This is a genomic window from Rubellimicrobium mesophilum DSM 19309, assembly GCF_000600335.2.
In the GTDB taxonomy this organism is placed as follows: Bacteria; Pseudomonadota; Alphaproteobacteria; order Rhodobacterales; family Rhodobacteraceae; genus Rubellimicrobium; species Rubellimicrobium mesophilum.
The window spans coordinates 93,037-104,235 of sequence record NZ_KK088553.1; the positions used below are offsets into that span (position 1 = coordinate 93,037).

An 11,199-nucleotide genomic window follows, 5' to 3' on the forward strand; every position below is an offset into this window, starting at 1 on the left:
CCGCGCGCCCGCGCCGGGCATGATCGTCTATTCCGACCGCAAGCGGAGCGAGGACCCGCGCGGGCTCCTCGCCTCCCTGCGGCGGCGGTTGTCCGATGCGGCACCGGACCCTGTCGCGATGCTGATCGAGGCCGGGGTGCTGGAGGCGGCCCTCGTGGACGCGCTCTCGCCCGGGGAGGACGACGAGCCGCCTCTGGCGCGGGCGCTCCGGGCCGTCACGCTGGACCTGGCCCATGCCGCGCGCGGGCACGCCGGGGCGGAGGCGCGGCTCGACTCGGCCCTGCGGGGCATCGAGGACGTGGAGCGGGGGCCCCTGCCCGGCCTCGCGAGCGTCACGGAACCCGAGGGCTTCGCGTTCTACGCGCTCTATCCCGAGACCTATGCCGAGGCCGCGCGGCGCTTCCTGCGCGCCGCCAGGCCCGAGCGGGCCACGGTGGTCGGCCTCCGCAGCATCGGCACCACGCTCTCGGCCGTCGTCGCGGCGGAGCTGGAGGCCGGGGGAGTGCCGGTGCGAAGCCTCACGGTGCGTCCGCGCGGGCATCCCTTCGAGCGGGAGCTGCATCTTGGGCCGCGCCTCTTGGCCGCGCTGGAGGAAGGTGCGGCCGGGCACGTCCTGGTCGTGGACGAGGGGCCGGGCATCAGCGGCTCCTCCTTCGCCTGCGCGGCGGAGGCGGCCATCCGGGCGGGCGTCCCGGAGCACCGGATCGCGCTGTTCCCGAGCTGGGATTCGGACGGGGCGGGCCTGCGGTCCGAGAGGGCGCGGGCGCTCTGGCCGCGCCTGGGCCGTTGGACGGCGGGGTTCGAGGAGACCTTCATCGACGGCGGCCGGCTGGCGGCGCCCTGGGGCGGCGGATCCACGCGCGACCTGTCGGGGGGTCTATGGCGGGAGCGGCTGTGCTCGCCGGGACGGTTTCCTGCGGTGCAGCCCCAGCACGAGCGTCGGAAGTATCTCGTGGAGCGGGACGACGGACCGCTGCTCCTCAAGTTCGCCGGGCTTGGGGCGCGGGGGGCGCGGGCGCTCGTGCGGGCCGAGGCGCAGGCGGAGGCGGGTCTCGCGCCGGAGGTCGTGGGACTGGCGAACGGGTTCCTGGCCCATCGCTTCGAGGACGGGCGCCCGGCCGAGGCGCTCGACGCGGAGCTCCTCGGGGCGATGACGGGATACCTCGCGCAACTGGCCGCCGGGCCCGCATCGGGGCCGGCGCGCTTCGACGACCTCCTCGCCATGACGCGCCTCAACGTGGCCGAGGGGCTCGGGCCGGCGGCGGCCGGCCGGACCGGCTGGATGGAGGGGCTGCGGGGGCCGGTGCTCGCCCGACCCGCCCTCGCCGGGGACGGGCGTATGCTGCCCTACGAGTGGCTGCGGACCGGGGCCGGCGTCCTGAAGTGCGACGGGATCGACCATCACGACGACCACTTCTGGCCGGGGGCGCAGGACATCGCCTGGGACCTCGCCGGGGCGGTGGTGGAGTTCGGCATGGGGGCGGAGGCGCGGGAGCGGCTCCTGGCCGGGTTCCGGGCCCGCAGCGGAGACGGAGGCGCCCGCGAGGTGCTGCCCTTCTACGAGGTGGCCTACCTCGCCTGGCGGCTGGGCTACACGACGCTCGCGGCCGAGACCCTGGGCGGGAGCGACGACGGCCTTCGCATGGGGCGCGCCCGGGACCGCTACGCGGCGCTCCTGCGAGGTGCGCTGGAGCGGGAGGCGGCGTGACCTCGCCGTTCCCGCCGCACATCCGCGTCGTGATCTTCGACGCCGACGGCACGCTGCGGCGGGTCACGGTGCCGGGGAAGCCCTGCCCGCACGGGCCCGGGGAGTGGGAGCCGCTGCCCGGCATCCGCGAGGCGCTGGCCGGGCTGCGCTGGGGTGAGGGCGGGCTCAGGATGGGCCTGGCGTCGAACCAGGACCACGTCTTCTACGGGCACCTCACGGAGGCGATGGCCCGCAGGCTCCTGATGGACGCTGCAGAGGTGGCGACGGGCTACCGGCCGCCCGAGGGCGCGGTGCGCTTCTGCGCCCATGCGATGGACGCGGGCTGCGCCTGCCGGAAGCCCGAGCCGGGGCTGCTGCGCGAGGCGATGGCGTTCTATGGCGTGCCCCCCGGCGCCGCCTTGTTCGTGGGTGACGCCGAGGTGGACCGGGAGGCCGCGCGGCGGGCGGGCGTGGCCTTCCTCGACGTGCGGGACCTGCTGGCTCAGAGAGGGCTCGCGCCCTCGGCCATGTCGTCCCCTGGCGCCTCCTCGCACCAGAAGACCTGAACGCTCTGCCAGTCCACCGACGTGCTGGGCTCGGCCGGCTCGTCGCAGGCCACGCCCTCCCGCGCGGTGTCGATGCGAAGACGCCAGAGGCCTTCGGGCAGGGCGAATTCGGCCGCGTCGCCGGCGTTCAGCAGGATCAGCAGGCGCGGCCCGCCCGGGAGCGCCAGGTCCGCGCCGAAGAGGCGGAGCCCGGCGTCCTTCCAGTCGCCTTCCGTCATCTCGCGCCCCTCCGGGTGGAGCCAGCGCGCGATCGGGCCGTCGCCCACCCCCTCGCCGGGCGCCGAGGCGAAGCGCAGCCGCGCGAGGCGCGCCTCCCTGCGGAAGGCGGCGAGGTCGCGCACCGCCGAGAGGAGCCCCTCGCGCGGGGCGGACCAGTCGATCCAGGCGATCTCGTTGTCCTGGGCGTAGGCGTTGTTGTTGCCGTCCTGCGACTGGCCCATCTCGTCGCCGGCCAGCATCATCGGGACGCCCTGGCTCAGGAGCAGGGTGGCGAGCATGGCGCGCGCCCGCCGCTCGCGCGATTCGACCACGCGAGGATCGTCCGAGGGTCCCTCCACGCCCATGTTGTCGGACAGGTTGTTGCCGTGGCCGTCGCGGTTGCCCTCGCCGTTCGCCTCGTTGTGCTTGTCGTTGAAGCTCACCGTATCCCAGAGCGTGAAGCCGTCATGCGCCGCCACGAAGTTGACCGAGGAGGTCGCCGGGCGCTGCGAGTGGCGGAACTGCACGGGGCTGCCCAGCAGGCGCTCGGACATGGCCGGGATCTTGCCCGCGTCCTTGCGCCAGAAGCCTCGGGTGTCGTCGCGGAACTTGTCGTTCCATTCGCGGAAGGGCCAGGGGAAGCCGCCGACCTGGTAGCCGCCCTCGCCCACGTCCCAGGGCTCGGCGATGAGCTTCACGCGGTTCAGGATCGGGTCCTGGCGCATGGCGGCGAAGAAGGCGCCCTCGCGCTCGAAGCCCGTGGCCTCGCGGCCGAGGGTGGAGGCGAGGTCGAAGCGGAAGCCGTCGACGTGCATGACCTGCACCCAGTAGCGCAGGGAGTCGAGCACCATCCGCAGCACCATCGGGTGGGCCACGTTGAGCGTGTTCCCCGTCCCCGTGGTGTCGAAGCCGTGGCGCCGGGACTCGGGCGACAGGAGGTAGTAGCTGGCGTTGTCGATGCCCCGGAAGGAGAGGGTCGTGCCCTTCTCGTTGCCCTCGCAGGTGTGGTTGTAGACCACGTCCAGGATCACCTCGATGCCCGCCGCATGGAAGCGGCGCACGGCCTCCTTCACCTCGCGGATATGGCCCGACTTCAGGTAGCGGGCGTGGGGCGCGAAGAACGAGAGCGTGTTGTAGCCCCAGTAGTTCGACAGGCCCTTCTCCTGGAGGAAGCGGTCGTTGGCGAAGGCGTGGACCGGCAGGAGCTCGATGGCGGTGACGCCCAGCGCCTCGAGGTGGTCGATGACGGGGCGCGAGGCGAGCCCCTGGAAGGTGCCGCGGTCCGCCTTGGGCACCTTGGGATGGGCCATGGTCAGGCCGCGGACATGGGCCTCGTAGATCAGGCTGTCCTGCCAGCGGGTGTGCAGGGCGCTGTCCGCCTCCCAGTCGAAGTCCGGGTCCACGACGACGCCCTTGGGCATGAAGGGCGCCGAGTCGCGGGGGTCGGGCGTGTCGTCGTCGCCGGTCTCGACCACGTAGCCATGGAGCGCGTTGTCCCAGGCGATCTCGCCCCGGAGCTCGCGGGCATAGGGGTCGAGGAGCAGCTTGTTCGGGTTGAAGCGGTGCCCGTTCGCGGGGTCGTAGGGGCCGTGGACGCGGTAGCCGTAGACCTGGCCCGGGCCGATGCCGGGGAGGAAGCCGTGCCAGATGCCGCCCTCCATGGCGGGAAGGTCGAGCCGGTGCGTCTCGGTCCTGCCCGCGTCGTCGAAGAGGCAGAGTTCCACGCGGGTGGCGTTCTCGGAGAAAAGGGCGAAGTTCGTGCCTTGCCCGTCGAACTCGGCGCCCAATGCGTCGGCATGCGCCGACTCCCGGTCGAAGGAGAGATCGGGCGAGGGTCGTTTCAGCATCTATTGGTGTCCTGGTGTGGCGAGTCCGGCGAGCCGGCCTCCGAATTGGGCGCGCATCCGTTCCGCCGCGCGGGCGGCCAGCATGGGCGCGGTGATGAGCGTGGTGCCGCCGGAGGTCACGCGGAACCAGCGGGCGTCCTCGGCGGGGTCGTCGCCGACCACGAGGCCGGCGGGGACGATCGCGCCGGGCGCCACGATGGCGCGCGACAGGCGGGCGCCGGACGCCACGCGGGCGCCGGGCATGATGATGGTGTCCTCCAGAAGAGTCCAGCGCCCGGGGGTCCTCGCGCCGAAGCGCGGCGCCGTCAAGGTCAGGCCCCCGGCGGCGATAGCGATGGCCTGGCGGTCCTCGTCGATCGGGCCCGCTCTCTCGGCCGGGGGCAGGGGGCAGGGCGGCGCCCCTCTCGTGAAGTCGAGCGAGGCGTCGCGGAAGGCGTCCAGCGTGTCGATGTCGCGCCAGTAGGTCCCCTCGGGCACCTGCCAGGTCGCGATGTCGCCCCGTCCGGCCGCGAGGGGCAGGAGGTCGTTCCAGAGGTCGCGCGTGGAGGCCTCGTCCTCGGCGTCGCGGCGGAGCGCCTCGGCCAGGAAGCCGGCCTCGAAGACGCAGGGCCCCAGAATCTCGCTGGAGCCCGTGAAGGGCGGCTCGGCCAGGGTGACGGGGGCGCCGGACTCGCGGTGGGCGGCGATCAGCGCCCGGAGGTCGAGGGCCTGCGCCTGGTCGGCCGGCAGGACCAGCACCTCGCGCGGGGGTGGGCCGCCGCAGGTCTCCAGGCAGCGGGCCAGCGCCTCGGCCGTGCCGGCGAAGCCGCCCAGCCGGGGCCCGTCGCGCAGGAGGAGCTCGATGTCCCGGCCCCATTGCCCGGGCAGGTGGCGATCCAGGGTCGCGGGGCGATGCTGGAGCGCCACGGCCATCCGCGTGACGCCCGCCGCCACGGCGGAGGCGACGGCGAAGTCCACGAGGCGACGCCCGGCGAAGGGCAGCGCGGGCTTCGCCTCCAGGGCGCCGAGCTCGTGGAGGCGCGTGCCCTCTCCGCCGGCCAGGAGGACGGCCAGGGTTCGCGACAGGTTGGGCACGTCGGGTCGGGCCAAGCGGAAGCTCCGAGGAGGCAGGGGAGACCGGGGTCAACATCGCCGGGGACGGCGGGTTCCACCGGTTCCGCGCGGGACCCGTCACGTCGTGGCGCGCGGGCCTCGGGGCGGGCGACTCACTCCGCCGCCTGCGCCGCTCCCGCCGGCGACCACTCGAGCGCGACCGGCTCGCCCAGGCCCCAGGCCAGCGTCAGGGACAGCCGCCCCTCGGGACCCTCCCGCAGGAGCCGCCAGGAGCCGTCGGCGCCCTCGACGGCTAGCGACCCCGCCGCGAAGAGGTCCGGGTGCTCGGCCCGCAGCGCGAGGAGGCGGCGGGTGAGCGCGTCCTTGCGTCGCGCGAAGCCGCCGGGCCCGGGAGACGATTCCGGGCAGCCGAGCCGGTCCCAGTCCACCGCGAGACGGTTGTCGGGGTCGGTCAGGTGGTGGAGCGGCCCCTCGGCGCCCTGGTAGAAGTCGGGGATGCCCGGCATCAGGCCCTTGAGGGCGAGCTGCGCAAGGGACAGCTCGTCCGCGCGGGCGATCATCTCGGGGCGCCGTCGGGGAGGCCCCTGCCCCATTCTCGCGCGAGCGCGCGGGCGAAGTCCTCGGGCCGCGCCTCGGCCTCCTCGCGCGGGTGGGTCCAGTTGGTGACCTCGCGCGCCTCGCGCAGCGCCTTCTCTAGGTGGCCGGCGAGGCGGTCCTCCAGATCCTGGCGGCCGTCCTCCCAGAGGGCGAGGAGGCTCTGGACGGCGTACCAGCGGATGCGAGGGTCCACCTTCGGGGCGCCGTCCACCGCCTTCGACGCCTGCCAGACATGGGCGAAGGCGTCGGGGAGATGCGTCATGGCGACGAGCCGCATCCGCGCGTCCTCGGCCCGCTTGGTGTCGTGGGAGGAGGTCAGCGTCAGGTCGCGCCCCGTCCGCTCGGAGAGCCACTCGCCGAAGCGGGCGGGCGTCCAAACGGGGTCGCCGGGCTCGCCGCCCACCTCGCAATGGGCGAGGCAGCGGGTGAAGCGGTAGAAGGCCGTGTCCTCCTGCGACTTGGCCATGAGCGCGCCGGTGACCTGCTGGAAGCGGGTGCGCAGACGCCGCGCCTCCTCTGTGTCGCCGTCGCGGATGGCGCGGGCGACGAAGCGGAGCGCCATGTCGCTGACGAGCCCCTCGGCCGCGCGGTCGGCGGCCTCGTCGAGGAGGCGGGCGTCCTCCGCCCGGCGTTCGGGGTCGTCGGATTCGAGGTAGGTGCGATAGCGCGGGATCTCGACGAGGAGCGCGAGCACCGCCTCGCGGATGGCCTCCTCGCCGGCCTCGATCTCGCCCGAGGCCTGCACGGCGGCCAGCGCGAGGTTCTTGAGCTGCGCCAGCTCGGCCGCGAGGTCCTGGCGGATCACCTGGGCCTTGGCCTCGGCCAGCACCTCGGGCCAGTCGCGCTCCTCGCCGGTCTCCTCGCGCCACAGGGCGTCGATGCGCCGAAGGCCCTCCGGGTCGGTCAGGACGCGGGCGATGGCCGCGCAGGCCTCGTAGCCGGTGGTGCCCTCGACCGGCCATGTCGGCAGGCGCTCCTCGCCCACGAGGATCTTCTCGACCCAGATGGGGAGGTCGCCCACCGCCGCGCGGAGCCGCCCCAGATATTCGCCGGGTCCGCCAGGCCGTCCACATGATCCACCCGCAGGCCCTGGATCCAACCCCCGCGCACGAGGTCGAGGATCAGGGCGTGGGTGTCCTCGAAGACCTGCTCGTCCTCGACCCGCATCCCGATCAGGCCGGTCACGTTGAAGAAGCGCCGGTGGGTGACGCCGTCGCGCTCCAGCTCCCAATGGGCGAGCCGCCAAGCCTGGCGCGCATGGAGGTCCCTCAGCGCCCCGGGCTCGCCCGCCCGCTCCTCGTCGGTGAGCGGGTGCGGGGTGAGCGGGATCTCGAGGTCGCCGGCGCAGAGGATCGGGCCGTCCTCGCCCTCTCTGGCCTCGATGCGGCCCGCCTCCAGCATGGCCTCGAAGGGCTCGGGAAGGAAGGGGAGCACCAGCCGCCCCGCGCCCCAGTCGATGTCGAAGTGGCGCGCCCAGCGGCTTCGCTCGCCGTGGCGGAGCACGTCGCGGAGCCAGGGGTTGTCGAGCGAGAAGGCCGTGTGGTTCGGGACGATGTCGATGACGATGCCGAGCCCATGGTCCTGCGCGGCCCGGGACAGCGCCTCGAAGCCCTCGCGGCCGCCGAGGCAAGGCTCGACCTCGGTGGGGTCGGTCACGTCGTAGCCGTGGCTCGATCCGGTGGCGGCGGTGAAGATCGGGGAGAGGTAGAGATGGGTGATCCCCAGCGCCTTGAGGGGGCCCAGGCGCTCCCGGGCCTTGGCGAAGGTCATCCCCTCGCGGAGCTGCAGGCGGTAGGTGGCGCGGGGAAGGGTCATGGGCGGCTCACGAGCAGGGCGAAGGCGTAGGGATCGCGGGCGATGTCGCCAAGCGCGATGTCGTGGGGCTCGGTCCTGGTCGGCGGCTCGTCGGGCGGCGTGCCCAGGTTGGCGTGGGCGACGACGAAGCCGTCGTGGAAGGGCCAGGTGGCCGAGAGCGCGGCGGGGCCACGTCGCTCGATCCGCGCGGGCCCGGCGCGGCCGGACTTGAGGAGCGGGACGATCCTTTCGTGCCGGAGCGCCAGGAGCCGCCGGGTGAGGTCGCGCCAGTGGCGGGCGTGCTCGCTGCCCGAGTCGGTGAAGGGGCGCGACTCCTCCATGGTCCGGCGGTCGTTCGGGTCGGGGAAGTCGTCGGAGCCGAACATCTTGCCGAACTGCTCCTTGCGGCCCTCGCGGATGGCCTCGGCCAGTTCCTCGTCCACGTCGCAGAAGTAGTGGAACGGGCCGCGCTCGCCCTCCTCCTCGCCCATCCAGAGCATCGGGACGAAGGGCGAGGTCAGGAGGAGCGCATGGGCGACCTCCAGGCCCCTCTCGTCCCTGACGAGGTTGATGAGGCGCGCGCCGTCCGGGCGGTTGCCGATCTGGTCGTGGTTCTGGTTGTGGCAGACGAAGGCCGTCCAGGGCAGGCCGAAGACCGGCAGGCCCTCCTCGGGCTCGGGCGCCTCGTCCCCAGGCTTGGCGAAGCCCTCGCCCAGGACATGGCGGAGCTTCTCAACGGGGTTCTCGGCGTATTCGGCCATGTAGCCGCCGCCCTCGCCGGTCAGGAGGGGGTGCATGGAATGGTGGAAGTCGTCGGCCCACTGCGCGGTCGAGGCGCCGTCCCGGATCAGCGTCGGCGCGTTGCGGGCGTCCTCGTTGACGAGGTGGATCGGGCGGCCGAAGTCGCGGGCGCGAACCTCGTGTCCCAGTTCCTCCATGAAGTGCACCGGCGAGTCGGGGTCCCGGATCTCGTGGACGGCGTCGAAGCGGAGGCCGTCGAGGCGGTACTCGGTGATCCAGCCGAGGCAGAGGTCGAGGAAGAACCGCCGCACGGCGGGCTGGCCGAAGTCGATGGCGGCGCCCCAGGGGCTCGATTGCTCGGGATCGAAGAAGCCGGGCGCGATGCGGTGCATGTCCGAATCCTGCGGCGCGAAGTGGTTCATGACGAGGTCGAGGAGAACCATGATCCCATGCCGCTGCGCCTCCTCCACGAAGCGCTTCATGTCCTCCGGGCTGCCGTAGGCCGGATGCGGCGCGAGGAGGAGCGCGCCGTCGTAGCCCCAGCCGCGCATCCCCGGCCCGTGCGGGACGGGCATGAGCTCGAGCGCGGTGATCCCGAGCGCGGCGAGGCCGGGGAGACGGCGGGTGGCGGCCTCCCAGGTGCCCTCGGGGGTGAAGGTCCCGACGTGGAGCTCGTAGAGCACCGCCTCCTCCCAGGGGCGGCCGCGCCATTCGGAGGTCCAGGCGTGGCGGCGCGGGTCGAGGAGACGCGAGGGCCCCATGACGTCCGTGCCCATCTGCGCCCGCGCGAGGGGGTCGGGCGTGGCCTGCCCGTCCACCACGAAGGCGTAGGGCGCATCGGCCCGGGCCTCGGCCGTCGCGCGCCAGAAGCCCTCCGCGTCCCTCGCCATCGGCTGCCTCGCGCCGCCCAGGTCGAGATCCACGGTCCCGGCCTGCGGCGCCCAGAGGGCGAAGCGCCAGCGCCCCTGCCCCAGCGGCTCGGCGCCCCAGGCCTTGGGGTGGTGGAGCGCATAGGGCCGAGCGGCCGTCATCCGCCGCGCGTTGGCGGTCCCAGCGTCGAGCATGTCCCTCTCCTTTCGATGGAAGCGGTTGCCGCCTCCCGGACGGTTCCCCCGAACCGTTCGCCCTCTTGGAACAACATCCGCGCGGCGAAGTTCCGGGACCCGGTGGCAGGGGCGCATCGTTCCTCCGAGCCCGGCCAGTCCCCACACGGAGAGCGTGCCCATGCCCGACCCCGACGATCCCTTCGACGAAGCCCCCCGAGGCCCCGGATGCGGCAAGCTCAGGGGCAAGACCGCCTTCGTGACCGGCGCCTCCTCGGGGATCGGGCGCGCGACGGCCCTGCTCTTCGCGCGAGAGGGCGCGCGGGTCGCGATCTCCTACTACTCGGACCCCCAGGATGCCGAGGAGACGCTGCGCCGGATGCGCGAGTTCGGGGTCGAGGGCGTGTCGGTCGGCATGGACGCCGGCGTCCACGGGGAGAACACCCGCGCCACCCGCGAGGCCATCGAGAGGCTGGGCGGGAGCCTCGACATCCTGGTCTGCAACGCCTCCATGCAGATCGTGCAGGAGGACGTTCTGGACGTCTCGCCCGAGCAGGCGCGGGACACGCTCCTCGTGAACGCGCTGGGCTATCTCTGGACCATCCAGGCGGCGCTGCCCTCCATGCGGGCGGGGAGCTGCATCGTCGGCACCGTGTCCGTGGTGGCCTACAAGGGGAACGAGCAGCTCGTGGATTATGCCATGGGAAAGGGGGCGGAGCTCGCGCTGCTGCGCTCGCTGGCCGCGCAGCTCGCGCCCAAGGGGATCCGGGTGAACGCGGTGGCGCCGGGGCCGGTCTGGACGCCCTTCATCAAGGAGACCATGGACGAGGAGAAGATCAGGAGCTTCGGGAAGGACGTGCCGCTGGGCCGGCCCGCGCAGGCCCATGAGCTGGCCCCCGCCTACCTGTTCCTCGCCTCGGACGACGCAACCTACGTCACGGGACAGACGATCCACGTCAACGGCGGGATGCCGGTGGCGAGCTGAAGGGGCGCCGAATGGCGCCCGGGCGCGGGCCCCGAAGGCCGGCGGAACCGGCGGTGCGCTTCGGCGTTGGGGGGCCGAGCGCGACTAGCGCGCCCAGGCTCTCCGAGCCGGATCATCATTGCCACATTGGGAGAACGCTCGTGAAAAAGCTGCTGCTGTCCACTGCCCTCATGGGAGCCATGGCCGTCCCGGCCCTGGCGCAGGACCAGTCCATCTTCCGCGAAGCCCCCGAGGCCCTGGACATCCGCGCCTCCGACTTCATGGGAATGCGCCTCTACGCCACCGAGACCGCCCCCGAGGGCCAGGAATTCCAGGGCGTCCAGGAAGGCTGGAACGACGTGGGCGAGGTGAACGACGTCGTCTTCAACCGTGACGGCCAGGTGCAGGCCGTTCTCGTGGACATCGGGGGCTTCCTCGGCATCGGCGAGCGCACGGTGGCGGTGTCGATGGACGCGCTCCAGTTCCTGTCGGACTCGGAGACGGCGGACAACGCGGACGACTACTTCCTCGTCATCAACGCCACCCGCGACCAGCTTGAGAACGCCCCCGACTACAACGCCGGCCAGCAGGGCGAGATGACGGCCGAGCAGGCCGCCCAGCAGACCGACCAGGCGATCGACGAGGGCGCCTCGGACGTGGCCGCCGCGGGCGCGGCCGCCGGGGCTGCGGCGGGCGCCGCGGCGGGGGC

At 73.3% G+C, this 11,199-nt stretch carries 10 protein-coding genes; 4 read left to right on the top strand and 6 right to left on the bottom strand.

What is annotated here, in order from left to right:
* The first annotated feature begins 19 nt into the window (after positions 1 to 19).
* Both RUMESO_RS25610 and RUMESO_RS25615 read left to right on the top strand, forming a co-directional pair.
* Positions 20 to 1,708, top strand: a complete 1,689-nt coding sequence (locus RUMESO_RS25610) for a hypothetical protein (RefSeq protein ID WP_037278077.1) — start codon at positions 20 to 22, stop codon at positions 1,706 to 1,708.
* Positions 1,705 to 2,253, top strand: coding sequence for an HAD-IIIA family hydrolase (locus RUMESO_RS25615; protein WP_051520967.1), 549 nt, complete (start codon positions 1,705 to 1,707; stop codon positions 2,251 to 2,253). The genes RUMESO_RS25610 and RUMESO_RS25615 overlap by 4 nt, the downstream gene beginning before the upstream one ends.
* Here RUMESO_RS25615 and glgX read toward each other — a convergent pair.
* The 6 genes from glgX to treZ all read right to left on the bottom strand — a co-directional run bounded on the left by glgX (position 2,190) and on the right by treZ (position 9,547).
* Positions 2,190 to 4,298: a glycogen debranching protein GlgX gene (gene glgX / locus RUMESO_RS03375; RefSeq protein ID WP_037278078.1), complete on the bottom strand. Its 2,109-nt coding sequence runs from the start codon at positions 4,296 to 4,298 to the stop codon at positions 2,190 to 2,192. The two genes, RUMESO_RS25615 and glgX, sit on opposite strands and share 64 nt — an antisense overlap.
* Positions 4,299 to 5,387, bottom strand: coding sequence for a sugar phosphate nucleotidyltransferase (locus tag RUMESO_RS03380; RefSeq protein ID WP_051520968.1), 1,089 nt, complete (start codon positions 5,385 to 5,387; stop codon positions 4,299 to 4,301).
* Positions 5,388 to 5,503: 116 nt separating this feature from the next.
* A complete protein-coding gene (locus tag RUMESO_RS03385; RefSeq protein ID WP_156362645.1) occupies positions 5,504 to 5,911 on the bottom strand; it encodes a DUF3459 domain-containing protein in 408 nt (135 codons plus the stop codon).
* Entirely contained in the window at positions 5,908 to 6,969 is a 1,062-nt protein-coding gene (locus RUMESO_RS24885; protein WP_051520969.1) for a malto-oligosyltrehalose synthase, read from the bottom strand. The genes RUMESO_RS03385 and RUMESO_RS24885 overlap by 4 nt, the downstream gene beginning before the upstream one ends.
* Entirely contained in the window at positions 6,852 to 7,763 is a 912-nt protein-coding gene (locus tag RUMESO_RS23820; RefSeq protein ID WP_082483322.1) for an alpha-amylase family glycosyl hydrolase, read from the bottom strand. Before RUMESO_RS23820 ends, RUMESO_RS24885 begins: the two co-directional genes overlap by 118 nt.
* Complete coding sequence (gene treZ, locus RUMESO_RS03395) at positions 7,760 to 9,547, bottom strand: malto-oligosyltrehalose trehalohydrolase (RefSeq protein WP_245639123.1); 1,788 nt, start codon at positions 9,545 to 9,547, stop codon at positions 7,760 to 7,762. The genes RUMESO_RS23820 and treZ overlap by 4 nt, the downstream gene beginning before the upstream one ends.
* Before the next feature lie 160 nt (positions 9,548 to 9,707).
* On the opposite strand from treZ, the gene RUMESO_RS03400 reads away from it, so the two are divergent.
* Together RUMESO_RS03400 and RUMESO_RS03405 are read left to right on the top strand one after the other, a co-directional pair.
* Entirely contained in the window at positions 9,708 to 10,511 is an 804-nt protein-coding gene (locus RUMESO_RS03400; RefSeq protein WP_051520970.1) for an SDR family oxidoreductase, read from the top strand.
* Between the two features lie 140 nt (positions 10,512 to 10,651).
* A partial coding sequence (locus tag RUMESO_RS03405; protein WP_037278080.1) for a PRC-barrel domain-containing protein occupies positions 10,652 to 11,199 on the top strand: 548 nt, incomplete at its 3' end.

Coding starts and splice junctions, on each gene's coding strand:
- RUMESO_RS25610 (WP_037278077.1), top strand. CDS start 20: ATGATCGTCTATTCCGACCGCAAGCGGAGCGAGGACCCGCGCGGGCTC.
- glgX (WP_037278078.1), bottom strand. CDS start 4,298: ATGCTGAAACGACCCTCGCCCGATCTCTCCTTCGACCGGGAGTCGGCG.
- RUMESO_RS03385 (WP_156362645.1), bottom strand. CDS start 5,911: ATGATCGCCCGCGCGGACGAGCTGTCCCTTGCGCAGCTCGCCCTCAAG.
- RUMESO_RS23820 (WP_082483322.1), bottom strand. CDS start 7,763: ATGACCCTTCCCCGCGCCACCTACCGCCTGCAGCTCCGCGAGGGGATG.
- treZ (WP_245639123.1), bottom strand. CDS start 9,547: ATGCTCGACGCTGGGACCGCCAACGCGCGGCGGATGACGGCCGCTCGG.
- RUMESO_RS03400 (WP_051520970.1), top strand. CDS start 9,708: ATGCCCGACCCCGACGATCCCTTCGACGAAGCCCCCCGAGGCCCCGGA.